This window comes from Aeromonas sp. Y318-3, assembly GCF_027706185.1.
Classification (GTDB): Bacteria; Pseudomonadota; Gammaproteobacteria; order Enterobacterales; family Aeromonadaceae; genus Aeromonas; species Aeromonas veronii.
The window spans coordinates 178,742-197,745 of record NZ_JAPDCN010000004.1 but is presented as its reverse complement, the minus strand read 5'-3'; the positions used below and the strand labels follow the sequence as shown (position 1 = coordinate 197,745).

Genomic DNA, 19,004 nt, shown 5'->3' with positions numbered 1-19,004 from the left:
AAAACCGCAACAAAACCTTAACTACAGCGCAACCACCCATTTTTGTACGTTTTATCGACACTCTCTGCCCTCACCCTCACAACCATTCCTGTGTCATCCATGACCGGAATCGCTGTGCTATCATCGCCCATTTGCCGCGGAGCCTTGCCATGATCACATCCCTGCTCAACCAATATTTTGGTTTCTCCGCACTCAGGCCAGGTCAGGAGGCGGTGATCAGCCGGGTGCTGGCAGGTCAGAGTGCCGCCGCCATCTTTCCCACCGGCTCCGGCAAGTCGCTCTGTTATCAACTGCCTGCCCTCGCCCTGCCTCACCTGACCCTGGTTATCTCGCCGCTGCTGGCGCTGATGCACGATCAACTCGCCTTCCTTAAAAGCAAGGGAATAAGCGCCGCCACCCTCGACTCAAGCCAGAGCCCGGAGGAGAGCCGACGAGTGATGCAGCAGGCGCTGGATGGCCAGCTCAAGATCCTGATGATCTCGGTGGAGCGACTCAAGAACGAGCGCTTTCGCCGCTTTATCCAGCAAGTGCCGCTCTCGCTGCTGGTCGTCGATGAGGCGCACTGTATCTCGGAGTGGGGCCACAACTTTCGCCCCGACTACCTCAAGCTGCCGAGCTATCGCCATGATCTGAAGATCCCGCAGGTGTTGCTGCTGACGGCCACCGCCACACCGGCGGTGATTCAGGATATGCAGACCAAATTCGGCATCGCGCCGGAGGGGGTCGTGGTTACCGGTTTCTATCGCCCCAATCTTGATCTGGCGGTCATTCCCCTGTCGCCCGACGCGCGGGATAGCTGGCTCGCGCAGGAGTTGGCCAACGATCCGGCGGCCCCCACCATCGTCTACGTCACCTTGCAACACACCGCAGAAGCCTGTGCCGAGCAACTCATTAGAGAAGGGATCAACGCCCGCGCCTATCATGCCGGACTCGACTCGGCGCTGCGCAGTCAGATCCAGCACGACTTCATGGCGGGCAAGGTGGATTGCATCGTCGCCACCATCGCCTTTGGCATGGGGATCGACAAAGCGGATATCCGGCGGGTCATTCACTACGATCTGCCCAAATCTATCGAGAACTACAGCCAGGAGATTGGCCGCGCCGGACGGGATGGCCAACCATCGCGCTGTATCGTGCTGGCCAACCAGAGCCAGCTGCCGGTGCTGGAGAACTTCGTCTACGGCGATACGCCGGATTTGAGTGCCATCCACCAGCTGCTTGCCATCATCGGGCAGAGCGGGAGTGAGTGGGAATTCACCCTGCTGCGCCTCTCCAACGACACCAATATCCGCCAGTTGCCCCTTAAAACCCTGCTGGTCTATCTGGAGATGGCAGGCATCATCACCCCGGCCTACAGCTACTACGCCGATTACCGCTTCAAGTTTGTGCTGGATAAAGGCGAGATAGTGAGCCGCTTCAATCCGGATCGCCGCCAGTTTCTGGAGCAGCTGTTCGCCTGTGCCCCGCAAGCCCGCAGTTGGTGCACCATGGACTTTGACGCCCTCTGGCAGGGCTATCAGGGGGAGCGGCAGCGGGCCGTTGCGGCGCTCGACTACCTGCAGCAGCAAGGCTGGATCGAGCTTGAAAGCAAACAGATGACCGAGGTCTACCGGATCAACCGTCAGGGGTGGGACAACGAGCAGGAAGCAAATGCCCTGCATGCCCTGTTCCTACAAAAAGAGCAGAGCGAGCTGGCCAGACTGCAAGCCATGCTCGACTTTTTCACCTCAAGTGAGTGCCTGAGCCACCGCCTCGCCCGCTATTTTGCCGATGAGGTGGCGCCGGTTCATTGTGGCCACTGTTCGGTTTGTCGCGGCGAGGTGGCGCATCTCCCGCCCCTGCCCTCACTGACCATGCCAAACGAGGCGGGGATCCGCGCCTGGTGCGATCCGCTGATTGCCAAGACAGGTTCGGTGGATGCGCGTGTTCTGGCCCGTTTCCTGTGCGGTATCGCCACTCCGCTGACCAGCCGGATCAAGGCCAAATCGCTGGCGGGCGCAGGCCAGTTGGCCGCCCACCCGTTTGCCCGCGTCCTGGCGGCCGTGCAACAAGCCTACCCTTGCTAGGTGAGTGCTGGCTGCGTCAATAGCCACCAGCAAAAACAAGCGTTTACAGACGCAGAAAAAGAAGACCCTCGCGGTTGCGAGGGTCAAGCCAACGGAAACGTGCTTAAACAGAGCTTGGTGAGGCAACAGTCAACTCTCTTGCTAAAGCATCTTGCTGCTCACACATCGCCAATCTAGGGCACTCGAAATGTAGCGTCAATGTAAAAATTAGAGCCTAAACTCCAAACAAAGTGATTTACGTTGACGTACACGTAATGACGTTTTCATTCATAACCCCCGCTAACCCGCAGCCCCATTGCCTTTCGTCAAACCCCTTAATCTTTTCGCAATAAGTTCCCTGTTTCCCATAAACATTTATTTTTTATGTCTTTGACATTTACCTCACTATCGTGGCAAAAATAATTTAACAGTCAGTAACATAGCGGTGTTGTTGACTGACCCTCCCCGCACAAGGATCGGGCAGGTTTCTTCAGAATTTAACCTATCAACCGTGATGGATTACTGGAGTCTGTTGACTAGGCTTTAAAAGCGCACAACACAAAAGCAGTCATCCACTTTTTTCAGGGTAAGCGACTATAACGAGGGCAAAGTTATGGGCATATTCGAGCATTACCAACAGCGATATGAAAAAGCGAGAGAAGAGGAATATACCATCCAGGAGTTCCTGGATATGTGTAAGCAGGACAAAGCCTGCTACGCCTCCGCAGCCGAACGTCTGCTGACCGCCATTGGTGAGCCGGAGATGGTAGACACCTCAGCCAACCCCAGACTGAGCCGACTCTTCTCCAACCGCGTCGTGGCACGCTATCCCGCCTTCAAGGATTTCTATGGGATGGAAGAGGCCATCGAACAGATCGTCTCCTACCTCAAACACTCCGCCCAAGGGCTAGAGGAGAAGAAACAGATCCTCTATCTGCTGGGCCCCGTTGGCGGCGGTAAATCCTCGCTGGCAGAGAAACTCAAATCCCTGATGCAGAAGGTGCCCATCTATCGCATTAAGGGCTCACCGGTCAACGATCACCCCTTCTGCCTGTTCGATATCGAAGAGGATGGGGAGATCCTGGAAAAAGAGTACGGCATCCCGCGCCGGTACCTGCGTCCCATCATGTCCCCCTGGGTGGCAAAACGCCTGCACGAGTTTGGCGGCGACATCACCAAGTTCAAGGTGGAGAAGGTCAACCCCTCCATCCTCGATCAGATTGCCATCGCCAAAACGGAACCCGGTGATGACAACAACCAGGACATCTCCTCACTGGTCGGCAAGGTCGACATCCGCATGCTGGAGCACTTCGCCCAGGATGACGCCGATGCCTACTCCTACTCAGGTGCGCTGTGTAAAGCGAACCAGGGGGTGATGGAGTTTGTGGAGATGTTCAAGGCCCCCATCAAGGTGCTGCACCCGCTGCTGACGGCAACCCAGGAGGGTAACTACAACGGTACCGAAGGGCTCTCCGCCCTCCCCTTTGACGGCATTCTGCTGGCCCACTCCAACGAATCCGAGTGGCAGCAGTTCCGCAACAACAAGAACAACGAGGCCTTCCTCGACCGGGTCTACATCGTCAAGGTGCCTTACTGCCTGCGCGTCTCGGAAGAGGTGAAGATCTACGAAAAACTGTTGGTCAACAGCGAATTGACCGAGGCCAAATGCGCTCCGGGCACCCTAGAGCTGCTGGGTCAGTTCTCTGTGCTGTCACGGCTGAAAGAGCCGGAAAACTCCAGCATCTACTCCAAGATGCGGGTCTATGATGGCGAGAGCCTGAAGGACACCGATCCCAAGGCGAAGAGCTATCAGGAGTATCGCGACTACGCTGGTGTGGACGAGGGGATGAATGGTCTCTCAACCCGCTTTGCGTTCAAGATCCTCTCCCGCGTCTTCAACTTCGACCACGCGGAAGTGGCCGCCAACCCGGTGCACCTCTTCTATGTGCTGGAGCAGCAGATCGAGCGCGAACAGTTCCCGCAAGAGCTGCACGATCGTTACCTTGAGTTCATCAAGGGCTATCTGACCCCGCGCTATGTGGAGTTCATCGGCAAGGAGATCCAGACTGCCTATCTCGAGTCCTACTCCGAGTACGGTCAGAACATCTTCGATCGCTACGTCACCTACGCCGACTTCTGGATCCAGGATCAGGAGTACCGTGACCCCGAAACCGGCCAGCTGTTTGACCGAGCATCACTCAACAGCGAGCTGGAGAAAATTGAAAAACCTGCCGGGATCAGCAACCCGAAAGATTTCCGTAACGAAATCGTCAACTTCGTGCTGCGTGCCCGGGCCAACAATGCAGGCCGTAACCCCAACTGGACCAGTTACGAGAAGCTGCGCACCGTGATCGAGAAGAAGATGTTCTCCAACACGGAAGAGCTGCTGCCGGTTATCTCCTTCAACAGCAAAACCTCGGCCGAGGAGCAGAAGAAGCACGATAACTTTGTCGAACGGATGATGGAGAAAGGCTACACCCGCAAACAGGTGCGACTGCTCTCCGAATGGTATCTCAGGGTACGCAAGTCATCCTGACCCTGACTGTTCAAGGGGGAGTTATGGCGCATTTTATCGACCGCAGGCTCAACGGCAAAAACAAAAGCGCTGTCAATCGGCAGCGCTTCATCCGCCGCTACAAGAAGCAGATAAAACAAGCGGTCTCGGATGCTGTCTCCAAGCGCAGCATTCAGGACGTAGACAAGGGCGAGAGCATCAGCATCCCGACCAAGGATATCGGCGAGCCCCATTTTCATCAGGGGCACGGTGGTAAACGGGAGATGGTGCATCCCGGCAATGACCAGTTTGTCTCCGGCGACAAGATTGACCGTCCCAAAGGAGGGGGCGGCGGACAGGGTTCCGGCGAGGGACAAGCATCAAATCAGGGGGAAGGGGCCGATGATTTCGTGTTCCAGATCTCCAAGGATGAGTATCTCGATCTGCTGTTTGAAGATCTGGAGCTGCCCAGGCTGCAGAAAACCCAGCTCAATCAGCTGATGGAGGTGAAAACCTATCGGGCGGGCTACACCTCAAACGGGGTGCCCGCCAACATCAACGTGGTGCGTTCCCTGCAAAATTCGCTGGCACGTCGCATGGCGCTGCAAGCAGGCAAGAAACGCCAATTGCATGAACTGGAAGATCGGCTGGCCCTGCTGGCCACCGATCCCAACGAGCACTTTGCCGAAATAGCCCTGCTCGAGAAGGAGATCAGAGAGCTGAAACGACGGATCGATGCGGTGCCGTTTATTGACACCTTCGATCTCAAATTCAACAACTTCGTCAAACGGCCCGTCCCCTCCAGCCAGGCGGTGATGTTCTGTCTGATGGACGTATCGGGCTCCATGGATCAGGCCACCAAGGAGATGGCCAAGCGTTTCTATATCCTGCTCTATCTGTTCCTCAGCCGGACCTACAAGAACGTTGAGGTTGTTTACATCCGCCACCATACCCAGGCCAAGGAGGTGGACGAGCACGAGTTCTTCTACTCCCAGGAGACAGGCGGCACGATTGTCTCCAGCGCCCTCAAGATGATGAACGACATCATCAACGAGCGTTACCCCGCCAACCAGTGGAACATCTATGCGGCGCAGGCATCTGACGGTGACAACTGGGCTGATGACTCACCGCAATGCAGGGAGATCCTGGCGCGGGACATCATGCCAAGGGTACGGTACTACTCCTACATCGAGATCACCACCCGTGCCCACCAGACCCTGTGGCACGAATATGAGTCGGTAGCCAGCCAGTTCCCCCACTTTGCGATGGAGCACATTCGCAAAGTCGAGGATATCTATCCGGTGTTCCGCGAGCTGTTCAAGAAACAAGCGGCGTGAGGAGGTCACATGATCGAAACAGAAAAACGTGTAGCGCCACTGGATGACGGACCAGACTGGAACTTCGATCTGCTGGAGACCTATCACCAGGAGATCGCCCGGGTCGCCCGTTTCTACAAGCTGGACACCTACCCCAACCAGATCGAGGTGATCACCGCCGAGCAGATGATGGATGCCTACTCCAGCGTCGGCATGCCCATCGGCTATCAGCACTGGTCGTTCGGCAAGCGTTTTATCCATACCGAGCGCAATTACAAGCGCGGACAGATGGGACTGGCCTACGAGATCGTCATCAATTCCGATCCCTGCATTGCCTATCTGATGGAGGAGAACACCATGCCGATGCAGGCGCTGGTGATGGCACACGCCTGCTACGGTCACAACTCCTTCTTCAAGAACAACTACCTGTTCAAGGCGTGGACCGATGCCTCCTCCATCATCGACTACCTGCTGTTCGCCAAGAACTACATCACCCAGTGCGAAGAGAAGCATGGCATCGAGGCGGTGGAACAGCTGCTCGACTCCTGCCATGCCCTGATGAACTTCGGGGTGGATCGCTACAAGCGTCCCCAGAAGATCTCGATGGCTGAGGAGAAGCGGCGTCAGAAGGCGCGGGAAGATTATCTGCAGACTCAGGTCAACGAGCTGTGGCGAACCCTGCCCAAACAGCATAAAGCGGCTGGCGTGGAGGACAGGCGCTACCCCGCAGAGCCCCAGGAGAACATTCTCTACTTTATCGAGAAGAATGCCCCCTTGCTGGAGCCCTGGCAGCGGGAAGTGGTGCGCATCGTGCGCAAGATCAGCCAGTATTTCTATCCGCAAAAGCAGACCCAGGTGATGAACGAAGGGTGGGCCACCTTCTGGCACTACACCATCCTCAACCACCTCTATGACGAGGGAAAACTGAGCGATCGCTTCATGATGGAGGTGCTGCACAGCCACACCAACGTGGTCTATCAACCGGCCTACAACAGCCGCTACTACTCGGGGATCAACCCCTATGCGCTGGGGTTTGCCATGTTTACCGACCTGCGCCGCATCTGCGAGAACCCGACCGAGGAAGATAGATATTGGTTCCCCGACTATGCCGGTAGCAACTGGGTCGAAACACTCCACTTTGCCATGCAAAACTTCAAGGACGAGAGCTTTATCAGCCAGTTCTTAAGCCCGAAAGTGATGCGGGATATGAAGTTGTTCGCCATTGATGACGACGATCTGAAGAACTATCTGAAGGTCTCCGCCATCCACAATGACGAAGGGTACCGTCAGGTGCGCAATACCCTGTCGGCCCAGTACAACCTCAGCAATCTGGAGCCCAATATTCAGGTGTACAACGTCGCCGTGAAGGGGGATCGCTCCCTCACCCTGCGCTATGTGCCCCACAACCGCATACCCCTTGGTGACTCTCGCCATGAGGTGCTCAAACACCTCCATCAACTGTGGGGATTCGATGTGGTGCTGGAGCAGGATAACGGCGAGTTGCCACCCGATATCATCGGCCGCTGCCCGGAGCGCAAACCGGGGATCTGACCCATGCCCCTATATCTCGACGGCCCATTTCAGTGGGCCGTTTTTTATCAGCTTTCGCCTCTGCCTGCATCATCGCAGCACAACCCGAACAAGCCACAACATAGAAAGAGGCCCGCATGGGGTGCGGGCCTCTTTGCCTTGCGGTCACTCTGCAGCGATTATCAGTAGAAGGTCTGCTGCTCTGCGGCCATCGCCTTGAGACGGGCACAGGGGGCGAACCGGTCGCCGTGGCGCTTCTGATAATACTCCAGACGGCCAACCAGATGATCGATCCCGAGCGTGTCCATATAACGGAACGGGCCGCCAAGGAAAGGCGGGAAACCGATGCCGAAGATGGCGCCGATATCGCCATCACGGGCCGATGCCACCACACCGCTGTCCAGCGCCATGGCCGCTTCGTTGAGCATCAACAATACGCAACGCTCGGCGATCTCCTGACGGGCCAGCTTGGCAGAAGGCTTGATGCCGAGCACGCCATAGACGCTCTCGTCCACCGTCTTCTTGCCCTCTTTGCCAGTCAACTTGTTGCGCGGTGCCGCCTTGCCATAGAGGTAGAAGCCCTTGCCGTTCTTGCGTCCCTTGCGATCATTTTGCAGCAGCTTGTCGAACGCCTTGGGCGCCTGGAACTGCTCGCCGCCCAGCTCTTTCTCGAGAATGGGGGAGATCTTGGCGCCCACATCGATCCCCACCTCGTCCAGCAAGGTGATGGGGCCAACCGGGAAGCCAAAGTCCAGCAGCGCGCTATCCAGCACCTCCACCGGCTCCCCTTCCAGCACCAGTCTTGCCGCCTCATTCATGTAGGGCGCCAGGATGCGGTTGACGTAGAAACCGGCTTCGTCCTTCACCACGATGGGCGTTTTGCCCTGGGCGCGGGCAAAAGCCAGGGTGGTAGCGACCGTCTCGGCACTGGTGCCAGCGTGGGGGATGATCTCCGCCAGCGGCATCTTGTCCACCGGGCTGAAGTAGTGCAGCCCCACGACTCGCTCCGGGTGCACCGCCTCTGCCGCAATCTGGTTGATGGGCAAGGAAGATGTGTTTGAGGCAAACACTGTGTGTTCACCACACTCGCGCTCCACGTCTTTCACCATCTGGTGTTTGAGCGCGAGATCTTCAAACACCGCCTCAACCACCATGTCCACCCGGTGGAAACCGGAGTAGTCGAGGGTACCGGTCAACAGGCTCATCTGCTTTTCCAATTCGCTGCGCAAGATGTGGCGACGCTTGAGCTTCTTGGCCAGAATGTCATAGCTGTAGCGCATGGCATTGCCGATCCCGGCGCTTGCCACATCCTTGATCCGCACCGGCACGCCCGCCTTGGTAGCGGTGACGAACGCAATGCCGCCCCCCATCAGACCACCGCCCAGCACGGCGGCATGGGCCACCTTGCGCGGCTCGGCTCCCTGATAGGTGACCTCTTTCTTCATCTCGGTGGTGGCAAAGAAGATGGAACGCAGGGCGGCGGACTCAGCCGTCATCACCAACTCGCCAAAGTGACGGGATTCGGCGGCCAAACCGGCCTTCATCCCCTCCTCCACACCGATGCGCACAACGTCCAGGATCCGCTCCGGCGCCGGGTAGTTACCACGGGTCTTGGCTTTCACCCCCTTGCTGGCCTGATCGAACAGCACCTTGCGGCCCAGCTTGTTGGTCTCCAGCACCTTGCCCTGCAGATCCCGTTTCAACTGATGGCGCGGTTTGCCCTTCTTGGCCAGCTTGATGGCAGCATCCAGCAAGATTGACGGCGGCACCACATCGTCCACCAGCCCCAATTTCTTGGCTTGTTTGGCACGAACCTGCTTGCCGGTCAGCATCAGATCCAGCGCCTTGGCCACCCCGATAAGGCGCGGCAGACGCTGGGTACCGCCAGAGCCCGGCAGCAGACCGAGCTGCACTTCCGGCAATCCCAGCACGGTTTTGCCGTGATCGGTCACCACCCTACCATGACAGGCTAGCGCCAGCTCCAGCCCACCTCCGAGGCAGGGGCCGTGAATGGCGGCGATCACCGGAATGGTCAGGCCCTCGATCTCGGCAAAGATCTCCTGCCCTTCTCGTGACAGGGTCTCGGCATCCTTGGCACTGGTGCAGGCGGCCAGCATGGTAATGTCAGCGCCGGCGATGAAGGAGTCCTTTTTGCCGGAGGTGATCACCAGACCGATCAAATCCTTGTTGCGTTTCACTTCGGCCAGCACGGTGCGGATCTCCTCCACAAAGGCAGCCTTGAGGGTATTCATGCTCTCGCCCGGCACATCCATGGTGAGGATGCCGATGCCATCTTTGCGAACATCCAGGGAAAAAGTCTTAGCGCTCATCATTCAACCTCCAACACCATAGCCACGCCCAATCCACCCGCCGCGCAGGCGGTGTTGAGCCCCAATCCCCCGCCGCGACGACGCAGCTCGTGCAGAGTCTGGGTGATCATCCGCGCACCGGTCGCGGCAAAGGGGTGGCCATAGGCCAGCGAACCACCGAGGACGTTGAACTTCTCCATGTCCACCTCGCCGATGGCCTGATCGCGGCCCAGCTTGTCGCGGGCAAAATCGGCACTGGCAAACATCTTGAGGTTGGCCAGCGTCTGGGCGGCAAAGGCTTCGTGCATGTCGATCAGGGTGAGATCACCGAGCGTGATGCCGGCTCTGTCCATCGCCAGCGGCGTGGCATAGGAGGGGCCCATCAGCATGTCTTGCCAGACATCAATGGCCGAGAAGGCGAAGCTGCGGATATAACCCAACGGTTCGAGTCCCAGCTCTTTCGCACGACCTTCCCGCATCAGCAACACGGCAGCGGCGCCGTCAGTGAGCGGAGTGGCATTGGCAGCAGTGACTGTGCCATGGACTCGGTCAAACACCGGCTTGAGCTTGGCGTAGCTCGCCAGATCCGAGCTTTCACGGATATTGTTGTCCCGCTCGAGCGGCGACTTGTAGGGCGGCACATGGGCGGTAAACACCTCGCCACTGAGCTTGCCATCGGCCCAAGCCTGCGCGGCCAGAGTGTGAGAGCGATGAGCCAACGCATCTTGCGCCTCGCGGCTGATCTGGTGGCTCTTGGCCATCTGCTCGGCCGTTTGCCCCATCGAAAGTCCCGTAGAGTATTCCGCCACCGCAGGCGGTACAGGCAGCAAATCCTTGACCCGCAGCTGACGCAGAATATTGAAGCGCTGCTGCAGATTGCGCGCCTTGTTGAGATCCACCAGGGCGCGGGCCAGCTTCTTGCTCACTCCGATAGGCAGTACGGAGGAGGAGTCAGCACCGCCAGCGATGGCGATGTCTACGGTACCGGCCATGATGGATTCGGTGACGTTGGCCACCGCCTGAAAGCTGGTGGCGCAGGCGCGGGAGACGCTATAGGCATCGGTATTGACGCTCATGCCGGTACCGAGCACGATCTCGCGGGCAATGTTGGGGGCTTCCGGCATCTGAACCACCTGACCAAACACCAGCTGGTCGATAAGCTTGGGATCGAGATCGGTACGGGCAAGCATCTCGCTCACCACCAGTTTGCCGAGATCGACTGCAGGCACGCCATGAAAGGCGGTGGCCTGCTTGGCAAAGGGGGTACGCAGCCCCGCCACGACGGCAATCCGTTCGCCCTGGCGAGTCGTCAGTTTCAATGGCTGTTTCATCCTGGCTCCTTGGTTTAAAAGGCAGAGGTCTGACCTCATTGCGCCACATCTTAACAATCCAATCACAAGTTTCATACAGCTGATTGAAACTAAATTAAGCGCGGCAAGGCCCCTTTGCTCGCCCTTGGGAAGCAACTGGAGTATAAAAAGATCAACTTCCATAAAAACAACGGGTTTATCGCATGGCAGCGGCCGAGTTCAGAGCACTTAGGGACTATCTTGGCAGTCAGATCCTGGGGCAGGAGGAGCTAATAGAAGGGCTCCTGATTGCCCTGTTATGTGAAGGACATGTGTTAATCGAAGGGGCCCCCGGGCTGGCCAAAACCCGCGCCGTCAAGGCGCTCGCTGGCGCCGTCGAGGGACGCTTTGCCCGTATCCAGTTCACCCCCGACCTTCTGCCTGCCGATCTCACCGGCAGCGAGGTGTTTCACCCGCAGGATGCCAGTTTTGTATTCCAACCCGGCCCCCTCTTCAACCATCTGGTGCTGGCGGACGAGATCAACCGGGCACCGGCCAAGGTGCAATCAGCGCTGCTGGAGGCCATGGCCGAACACCAGATCACCGTAGGCAAAAAGAGCTGGCGACTGCCGCCTCTCTTTATGGTCGCCGCCACCCAGAACCCCATCGAGCAGGAGGGTACCTATCCCCTGCCGGAAGCCCAGCTAGACCGCTTTTTGCTCAAGCTGATGGTGGATTACCCGAGTCCCACCATGGAGCTCGCCATCTTGCAGCTCAACGCCAGCGGCGAACAGCTTGGCGCAGCGCCAGTGACCCTGAGTCAGACCACCTTGCAAGGTGCTCGCAGCGAAGTGCTGGCGGTCACCATGCAAAGCAGACTGGAGCACTATCTGGTGGAGCTGGTCTGCGCTACCCGCCCGGGCAGCGGCCTTTGCCCTGCCCTCGAGCCATTGATTGCCGTGGGGGCCAGCCCCCGCGCCACACTTGGGCTGGCTCGCTCCGCCCGCGCCCGAGCCTGGCTCGCCGGACGTGATTATGTGCTGCCGGAAGATATCCAGCTGCAAGCCTATCCGGTGCTGCGCCACCGCCTTATTCCCAGCTATCAGGCACTGGCCGACAATCTGGATAATGACATCCTGATCGCCCAACTGCTGGATCAGGTGCCATGTCCCTAGCGCCGGACCTCCATCCCGATATCGCCCTGTCGCTGCCACGGCTGCTCAATATCCGGCTCTGGGCCAAGGCCAGGAAGCCACCTCACGCAGGCAGAAGCAGCAACGAACGCGGCAAACCGGGTCGCTCTCCCGGACTCACCTTTCGCGAGCTGCGCGCCTATCAGGCTGGTGACGAGGTACGCCATATCGACTGGCGAGTGACGGCGCGCCTCGGTCGTCCCTATACCCGCCTCTATAGCGAGGAGCTGGATCAGGCGCACTGGCTGCTGCTCGATCTCTCTCCCGCCATGTATTTCGGCTCCACACTGCAGCTCAAGGCGCGCCTCGCCTGCGAGCTGGCGGCAGCCTTGATCTGGCAAGGGGAGAAGCAGCACAACACCCTGATCTGCCACGGGCTTATCTCCCATCACCAGAGCCAGCGCGGCAGCGTGCTGCCCCTGCTCGAATCCCTCTGCCATCACTATCAGCAAGGGCTGGCCCGCCGGGCGCTTTCTCACTCTCTGGCCGACACCTTGTCCGGCGTGAAGCTGCCTCACGGTGCCAAGCTGACGATCATCACCGATCACAGACCCTGCGAGTCGGTGCTCTGTCAGCAATTGCAACTGCTCTCGCGGCGCCATGATATTCACTATTGGCAGATCCGCGATCCCCTTGAGGCAGCCCTTCCCCCTGACGGCCAGCTGCCAGTGGCTATCGATCGGCCAGGGCAGCACTATCAGGGCTGGCTGGATGGGGGCCATGCCGGTTTCTCCCGCCGCTACCGGCAAGCTGCCGAACAGCAACTGGCCCACGGCAAGCAGTTGCTGTTGCCATTGGTGCAGCGCCTCTATCTGCTCGATAACGGCCAGACGCTGCAACAACAGTGGCAGGAGGGGTTATGTCATCAGGGATGATCTCGCCCGCCGAACTCGACAGCGCCAGTCCCGCCTCCGAGGCCATCACTCCGCCGCTGGCCGCCCTGATGCGCGACATCCACCCGGGGCCGGATCTGATTGAACAGAGTCTTGACCCCAGAGTGCAGGCGCTATTGTGGCTCCTGATCGCCGGTTTTCTTCTGCTGCTGCTCGTCCTGATTGCCCGCAGGGTGATACGTTACCGCCGCTGGTGTCGCCAGCTGGAGGGGGATCCGGCGCTGCTGGTGGCGCAAATACAGGAGGCCCTGCGTCATGAAGCGCTACAGCGCTGGCCCGAGGCGCGCCAACTGCAAGGTGAGGCGTGGCTCGCCTTCGTCGATCGTCACGGCGGCAGCGATTTTAGCCAGTTCTCGTCTCACTGGAGCAGTTGGCTCTATGGCAGCCAGAACCCGACTCGCGAGCAGTGCGAACAGCTTCAGCAACATTATCGCCGTTGGGGTCAAACCCTCTTCTTCCAGCTCGCCCCCCGCTCGAGGCGTAAAACCGTGCGGAGGCATCCATGATCCTGGCCTGGCCCTGGTTTGCGCTGGCGCTGGTGCTGCCCTTGCTGGTGCGCTTCGGCTTGCCGCCCCTGCGCCGCGGCTATCTGGCTCACCCCGGGTTTGCGCTGCTGTGTCCTCAGGCCGGATTACCGCTCTGGCGCGCCATGCTGCTCTGGTGCGCCCTTATCCTCGCCCTCTGCCGCCCCCAGTGGTGGGGAGAACCGGTTATTCAATATGAAGGGAGTCGGGATCTGCTGCTGGCGGTGGATTTGTCAGACAGCATGCGCACCCCGGATATGCTCGATAACGGCGAGCAGCAAGCACGGCTGACGGCAGTGCGCCAGCAGATCAAGGCGCTGATCGCCAAACGGGCCGGAGACAGGGTGGGCCTCATCGTATTTGCCGATCACGCCTACCTGCTCTCTCCCCTCACTCAGGAGATCCCGGCGCTGTTGACCTTGAGCGACGAGCTCGATTTTGATCTGGTCGGCCGAACCACCGCCCTTGGCGAAGCTATCCAGCTGGCACGTCAGCATGGGGATCCGGGTCGCCCCACCGCCCTGCTGCTGGTCACTGATGGCCGCAATACCGCAGGCAATGCCGACCCGCTGCAGGAGGCAAAACTCGCCGCAGCGCAGGGAATACGGATCTACACGCTGGGGGTCGGGGCCGATCCCGATACCTTTATCCAACCCTATGATGAGGCAGGCAGCGGTCAGGCCGATCCCAGCAGCGAACTGGACGAGCCGCTCCTGAAAGAGCTGGCGCAGATCGGCCAAGGGCGTTACTTTCGGGCACGCACCCAAAGCGATCTCGATGCCATCAATGCGACCCTCAATACCCTTGAACCTGCCCCCATGCCGATTGCCCAGTACCAGCCGGTGATCGAGCTCTACCCCTGGCCGTTGGCACTGCTTTGTGGCTTGCTGCTTCTGCCATCAGGACACGGCAGACTGGAGTTTCGCATGGTGCGTAACTGGCTGGCACGAGGCGCGCGCAGATGGAGCTGATCTTGCTCCGCCCCCTGTGGCTGATCGCACTCATCCCCTGGCTCTGGCAAGGGTGGCACCGTCGTCGCCAGCCCCCGCTGCTCGCACCTGCGATGCAGGCTTATCTGCTGCCAGCCTCCCGTCCTCAGCGCCCCTGGCTCTGGCTGGCAACCCTGCCCGTGATTTTGGCCCTGAGTGGTCCCGCACTGCGCGGTGAGCTGCAACAGCAGCCTGCGGCGCCGCTCGATATCTGGCTGCTGGACTTGTCACGCTCGATGACCGCCACCGACCTCAAACCAGATCGGGCGACCCGGGTCAGATGGCAGTTGCAGCAGCTGCTGAGCCACGCCAAGGGCGAGCGCATTGCGCTGATCCTCTACGCAGGCGATGCCTACCTCGCCATGCCGCCAACCCGGGATCATCAGGCCCTCGCGTTACTGCTGCCCGATTTGCGCCCCGATATCATGCCGCTGCAGGGCAGCAATCCGGCACGGGCGGTGGAACTTGCCATGAAGCAGCTGGCCCCTGGAGAACAAGCGCGTCTACTGCTGATCACCGACGACCTCACCCAGAATCAGATGACCCAAATCGCCACCCTGTGGCCCTGCCAGCAACGCCTTCTTTGCCGCGACACCCAGTCGGCACGCCTCGATATTCTGCTTGCCAGCAGTGGTCAACCGGCCCCCATGCCCGCCATTCCGGCCAATGAGTTGGGGTTTGCCGCCCGCATGCCCGCGCAGTTGCCCGCCCCCGATAGTCAGGCCATTGCCGCCATGGCCAATCGCCTCGGCGGTGAGCTGCAATGGCTTGATAGCGATGTCCCTCACTTTGCACCGCTGCCCACCACCACCTCGGCCCTCACCCCGGCGCCACTTGATCTTGGCCCCTGGTTGCTAATCCCCTTGTTACCGCTCGCCTTGCTGGCCAGAGTCGGCGCTCGGTTGATGATCGCACTGATGGTGGGAGCACAGCTGCTTGCGCCGCAAGATCTGCAAGCAGCAGAGAAGGGAGATCTGCAAGCGATGCAGGCTTATCAAGAGGGGGATTTTCAGCGGGCCGCCCGCTCCTTCAACGATCCCGTCTGGCGCGGCAACGCCTGGTATCGAGCTGGTGCCTACCGGCAAGCCATCGCAGCCTATCAGGAAGCAGCGAGCGCCACCGCCCACTACAACCGCGGCAATGCCCTGTTGCAACTGGGGGAGTTTGCGGCCGCCAAAGAGGCCTATCTGGCCGCTCTGGCACTTGAACCCGGCCATGAAGATGCGCTCTATAACCTCTCTCTGTTACAGGGCGCAGCGGCGGCTGCTCCCGATACCAGCAACAGTAAACAGCCCGAACCATCCGCAGATCAACAGGCAGCAGCAATGCCCCTGCCACCCTCTCCCCCTGTGTTGCTGCTGGAGCAGCGACTGCGAAAAGAGGCGCTGCGCCGGGATCTTATCAAGGTGGAGGAGCCCTGGTGACGCGGGCAGGATGGGGGCTGTTGCTCGCACTCGCGAGTCCACTTTGCTGGGCTTTGCCCCCTCGGGCAGAGCTGCTGCCGGGGGCCGATCCCAGCGATTGGCTGCTGATCATCGAAGCGGATGGCGAGCGCCAGAGCAGCGAACTGGAGATCACCCCCTTACAGCGCCAGTTTGCAGTGGGCAGAGTGACCATGAGCCGGGTCACGACCCCGGTACAACAACTGACGCGCTGGCAGATCCCGCTGCACCAGAGCGGTTCACCTGCAAATACCGAGGTGGTGATTGCCCCGCTCAAGCTGGGAAATGAGTTCACCCCCTCGCTCACCCTACCATTGAGAGAGGCGAAAACAGCCGCGCTGCCACAGCCCGAGGCACCCTCGCCCCTCGAGATGCAGGCCAGCCTTGATCATCAGGGCCCGCTCTATCCCGGCCAGCCGGTGATCTACCGGCTGACACTATGGCTGCCCACCAGTATGCAAAACCCGGCGCTAAGCGAGCTTAGCTCTGCCCACTTCACCATCCGTCGCCTCGGTAGCGACGAGTGGATCGCCCCCGTTCAGTCAGGTCTGCCTGGCCGGCTCACCCGCAGCTGGCTCGTTCAGGCAAAAGCGCCGGGACTCTGGTACCTCGACTCGCCCCGCTTACAGGGGCAGCTCACGCAGCAAGGGAACAAGCCGCAAAAACTCTCGGCCCGCGCGGCACCACTCGAGGTGAGGGTCGACAAGGCACCCGCCACGCCGGTGGCCACCCGGCTGACCCTGAGTCAACGGCTTGAACCGGCCTCCACGGGGGAAGTGGGTGAACCACTGATCCGTATCCTCACCCTGACCATGGAAAATGGTGACAGCGGCCAGATACAGCTTGCCCCCCTGATGGCACATCAACTGCCAAACGGCATACAGGCACATCCCGATGGCGAGCAACAGCAGGAGCGTTACCGAGATGGCAAGCTGCTGTTTGAGCGACAGTGGCGCCAGACTCTGGTCGCGGAGCAGAGCGGCGACTACCAGCTGCCCCCCATTGATCTGCCCTGGTTTAATACCCAAAGTGGCCGGATTGAGCAGGCCAGCCTGCCTGCCATCACGCTGACGTTTCAGGCAACGACAAATCGGCAACCTGATCAGCAGACATCGCAGATGGCACTGCGAGAGAGCCTTTGGTGGGTCGTGCTGGCCATAACGCTGCGTGCGCTATGGCGCCACTGGCCCCGCTGGCGCGCCTTCTATCAACTGCAACGTGCCCTTGCCCAACACCAGCCGGATGCCAGTCGCAAGGCGCTGATCAAGTGGGCGACCATGCGCTGGCAGGTCTCCTATTATCAATTAGGTCAGTTGTCTGACGCTGGGCATAATCGGGTCGGCAACACGCTCGCCGCACTCGAGCGAGCCTGTTTTGCACGGCCCTCTTCTGGCACCCACATCGAGTGGCGCGCTCTGGCGCGTACCCTCAGGGCCGATGAAACCGCCGGTATTGCGCATCTGATTTACCTGCTGGCGCACGGGAGTTCCCGCTCACGCCGCCACGCCCCCTGACAAGGATTGCCCTATGGCACTGCTGTTTTTTAGAAAAAAACGTGCTCAGCAGCATATTGGTGGAAATGATCCGGCCACTTCGCCGGTCTCTGATCCCATGGCTGACAAACAAACCAAATTTGAAGCACTGGTTCATGCGCTGCATGGCGATCTCTACCGGTATGCCTACTGGCTGACCCGGGATCCCAACGTAGCGGAAGATCTGGTGCAAGAGACTTTCCTGCGTGCCTGGAAGGCTATCGACACCCTGCAGGATGACAAGGCGGCCAAAGGGTGGCTGATCACCATCCTCAGACGGGAGAACGCCCGCCGCTTTGAACGCAAACAGCTGGAGCTGGTGGATCTCGACGATCACCCTCAGCCCCAGCACGATGCGCTGCACAGCGAACAGGAAATGGAGAACGAGTGGTTGTACCGTCACATCGTCCGGTTACCCGAGGAGTATCAGGAGCCACTGCTGCTGCAAGTCGTGGGAGGATTCAGTGGTGAGGAGATTGCCGAGATGCTCAGCCTCAACAAGAACACCGTCATGACTCGACTGTTTCGCGCCCGCAACCAGATCAAGGAGGCGATGGAGCAGAAGAACCAAGCAAGAGGACACGGACATGGATGAACTCGAATTTCGCCGCAATGCCATGATCCAGCCCCACGATCAACTGCCGGATTTTCTCAAAACAGCTGAAGCCAGCCAGGCCAATCGGAACTATCTCGACGAGATGAAGCAGTTCGACAGAACTCTCAAGCACGCCATGCAGGTTAAGGTCCCCGCCGGACTGGCCGAACGGATCCTGCTCAGGCAAGCCATGCTGCATGACAGTGACGCGCCAGATGATATGCCGCCATCCCGCCCCCTTGGCACGGCGCCGGTCAAGATCCGGACATCAACATCCTGGCGCCAGATCGCCCTGGCTGCATCGGTCGCCTTCCTGCTGGGAATGAGCACCCGCTGGATCACGCTGCCAGAAACGGCTCCTGCGGCCCTCTCCCTAGCACAGGTAGCGATGGCTCATGTCTATGGCGAAGAGCCCTTTATTGAAGGTGTCGATGAGCAGGTCAATCTGCATAACATCAATGCCAAGATGGAGAAGTATGGCGCCACCTTGAGCGGGATGGATGGGCTCAAGGTGACCTATGTCAATCACTGCTCGTTTTATCAGGGACCAGCCTTGCACATGGTGATCCAGGGAAAGATGGGGCCAGTCACTCTCTTTTTAGTGCCCAAACATGTGCCATTAACCCTGCAACAGGCCACCTTTGAAGATGGCACCCTCAAAGGGGAGATAGTCCAGCTCAAAGGCGCCAATATGGTACTGATTGGCGAGATGAAAGAGCCACTTGCCCCCGTTGCCAACGCCCTGCAGTCACGTCTGCAGTGGGACATTTAACATCGCTAGTTAACAACCTCAGATCCATCCTCAATAGCAGGCTGCGGTCACGAGCCGCAGCCTGTTCCCTCCCTGTTTACT

14 protein-coding genes are annotated in these 19,004 nt (G+C 59.5%); 12 read left to right on the top strand and 2 right to left on the bottom strand.

The genetic code is table 11. The features are described from left to right. Positions 1–149 precede the first annotated feature (149 nt). The 4 genes from OKB77_RS07565 to OKB77_RS07550 all read left to right on the top strand — a co-directional run bounded on the left by OKB77_RS07565 (position 150) and on the right by OKB77_RS07550 (position 7,406). A complete protein-coding gene (locus OKB77_RS07565) occupies positions 150–2,066 on the top strand; it encodes a RecQ family ATP-dependent DNA helicase (RefSeq protein ID WP_265776411.1) in 1,917 nt (638 codons plus the stop codon). Between the two features lie 592 nt (positions 2,067–2,658). Next, positions 2,659–4,581: a PrkA family serine protein kinase gene (locus OKB77_RS07560; RefSeq protein WP_033113275.1), complete on the top strand. Its 1,923-nt coding sequence runs from the start codon at positions 2,659–2,661 to the stop codon at positions 4,579–4,581. Between the two features lie 23 nt (positions 4,582–4,604). Next, the gene (locus tag OKB77_RS07555; protein WP_005360363.1) at positions 4,605–5,876 is read left to right on the top strand and encodes a YeaH/YhbH family protein; all 1,272 of its coding nucleotides are present in this window, start codon (positions 4,605–4,607) and stop codon (positions 5,874–5,876) included. A 9-nt stretch (positions 5,877–5,885) separates the two neighbouring features. Beyond that, positions 5,886–7,406: a SpoVR family protein gene (locus OKB77_RS07550; RefSeq protein WP_019445117.1), complete on the top strand. Its 1,521-nt coding sequence runs from the start codon at positions 5,886–5,888 to the stop codon at positions 7,404–7,406. A gap of 161 nt (positions 7,407–7,567) precedes the next feature. Here OKB77_RS07550 and fadJ read toward each other — a convergent pair whose 3' ends face one another. Both fadJ and fadI read right to left on the bottom strand, forming a co-directional pair. Beyond that, positions 7,568–9,715, bottom strand: coding sequence for a fatty acid oxidation complex subunit alpha FadJ (fadJ, locus tag OKB77_RS07545; protein WP_064340026.1), 2,148 nt, complete (start codon positions 9,713–9,715; stop codon positions 7,568–7,570). Continuing rightward, complete coding sequence (gene fadI, locus OKB77_RS07540) at positions 9,715–11,025, bottom strand: acetyl-CoA C-acyltransferase FadI (protein ID WP_064337905.1); 1,311 nt, start codon at positions 11,023–11,025, stop codon at positions 9,715–9,717. The genes fadJ and fadI overlap by 1 nt, the downstream gene beginning before the upstream one ends. A 182-nt stretch (positions 11,026–11,207) precedes the next feature. Here fadI and OKB77_RS07535 point away from each other — a divergent pair, with 182 nt between their 5' ends. From OKB77_RS07535 to OKB77_RS07500, 8 genes are read left to right on the top strand one after another with little or no spacing between them, the layout of a single operon-like run. Further along, complete coding sequence (locus tag OKB77_RS07535) at positions 11,208–12,158, top strand: AAA family ATPase (RefSeq protein WP_064337904.1); 951 nt, start codon at positions 11,208–11,210, stop codon at positions 12,156–12,158. Then, the gene (locus OKB77_RS07530) at positions 12,149–13,051 is read left to right on the top strand and encodes a DUF58 domain-containing protein (RefSeq protein ID WP_064337903.1); all 903 of its coding nucleotides are present in this window, start codon (positions 12,149–12,151) and stop codon (positions 13,049–13,051) included. Before OKB77_RS07535 ends, OKB77_RS07530 begins: the two co-directional genes overlap by 10 nt. Then, a complete protein-coding gene (locus OKB77_RS07525; RefSeq protein WP_064337902.1) occupies positions 13,036–13,575 on the top strand; it encodes a DUF4381 domain-containing protein in 540 nt (179 codons plus the stop codon). The genes OKB77_RS07530 and OKB77_RS07525 overlap by 16 nt, the downstream gene beginning before the upstream one ends. Then, positions 13,572–14,564 carry a VWA domain-containing protein gene (locus tag OKB77_RS07520; RefSeq protein WP_064337901.1) on the top strand — a complete coding sequence of 331 codons (993 nt, stop codon included), beginning with the start codon at positions 13,572–13,574 and terminating at the stop codon, positions 14,562–14,564. Before OKB77_RS07525 ends, OKB77_RS07520 begins: the two co-directional genes overlap by 4 nt. Next, the gene (locus OKB77_RS07515; RefSeq protein ID WP_064337900.1) at positions 14,555–16,006 is read left to right on the top strand and encodes a VWA domain-containing protein; all 1,452 of its coding nucleotides are present in this window, start codon (positions 14,555–14,557) and stop codon (positions 16,004–16,006) included. The genes OKB77_RS07520 and OKB77_RS07515 overlap by 10 nt, the downstream gene beginning before the upstream one ends. Positions 16,007–16,026: 20 nt before the next feature. Then, on the top strand, positions 16,027–17,538 hold the full coding sequence (locus OKB77_RS07510; RefSeq protein WP_064337899.1) for a BatD family protein: 1,512 nt from the start codon (positions 16,027–16,029) through the stop codon (positions 17,536–17,538). A gap of 13 nt (positions 17,539–17,551) precedes the next feature. Further along, positions 17,552–18,151: a sigma-70 family RNA polymerase sigma factor gene (locus OKB77_RS07505; RefSeq protein WP_150389145.1), complete on the top strand. Its 600-nt coding sequence runs from the start codon at positions 17,552–17,554 to the stop codon at positions 18,149–18,151. Then, positions 18,144–18,923: a DUF3379 domain-containing protein gene (locus tag OKB77_RS07500; RefSeq protein ID WP_150389146.1), complete on the top strand. Its 780-nt coding sequence runs from the start codon at positions 18,144–18,146 to the stop codon at positions 18,921–18,923. Before OKB77_RS07505 ends, OKB77_RS07500 begins: the two co-directional genes overlap by 8 nt. The last annotated feature ends 81 nt before the right edge of the window (positions 18,924–19,004 follow it).

What these genes read in the sequence shown, in the direction of transcription:
- OKB77_RS07560 (WP_033113275.1), top strand. Translation starts at nt 2,659, where the DNA reads ATGGGCATATTCGAGCATTACCAACAGCGATATGAAAAAGCGAGAGAA.
- OKB77_RS07525 (WP_064337902.1), top strand. Translation starts at nt 13,036, where the DNA reads ATGTCATCAGGGATGATCTCGCCCGCCGAACTCGACAGCGCCAGTCCC.
- OKB77_RS07505 (WP_150389145.1), top strand. Translation starts at nt 17,552, where the DNA reads ATGGCACTGCTGTTTTTTAGAAAAAAACGTGCTCAGCAGCATATTGGT.
- OKB77_RS07550 (WP_019445117.1), top strand. Translation starts at nt 5,886, where the DNA reads ATGATCGAAACAGAAAAACGTGTAGCGCCACTGGATGACGGACCAGAC.
- OKB77_RS07535 (WP_064337904.1), top strand. Translation starts at nt 11,208, where the DNA reads ATGGCAGCGGCCGAGTTCAGAGCACTTAGGGACTATCTTGGCAGTCAG.
- OKB77_RS07515 (WP_064337900.1), top strand. Translation starts at nt 14,555, where the DNA reads ATGGAGCTGATCTTGCTCCGCCCCCTGTGGCTGATCGCACTCATCCCC.
- OKB77_RS07530 (WP_064337903.1), top strand. Translation starts at nt 12,149, where the DNA reads ATGTCCCTAGCGCCGGACCTCCATCCCGATATCGCCCTGTCGCTGCCA.
- fadJ (WP_064340026.1), bottom strand. Translation starts at nt 9,715, where the DNA reads ATGAGCGCTAAGACTTTTTCCCTGGATGTTCGCAAAGATGGCATCGGC.
- OKB77_RS07555 (WP_005360363.1), top strand. Translation starts at nt 4,605, where the DNA reads ATGGCGCATTTTATCGACCGCAGGCTCAACGGCAAAAACAAAAGCGCT.
- fadI (WP_064337905.1), bottom strand. Translation starts at nt 11,025, where the DNA reads ATGAAACAGCCATTGAAACTGACGACTCGCCAGGGCGAACGGATTGCC.
- OKB77_RS07520 (WP_064337901.1), top strand. Translation starts at nt 13,572, where the DNA reads ATGATCCTGGCCTGGCCCTGGTTTGCGCTGGCGCTGGTGCTGCCCTTG.
- OKB77_RS07565 (WP_265776411.1), top strand. Translation starts at nt 150, where the DNA reads ATGATCACATCCCTGCTCAACCAATATTTTGGTTTCTCCGCACTCAGG.
- OKB77_RS07500 (WP_150389146.1), top strand. Translation starts at nt 18,144, where the DNA reads ATGGATGAACTCGAATTTCGCCGCAATGCCATGATCCAGCCCCACGAT.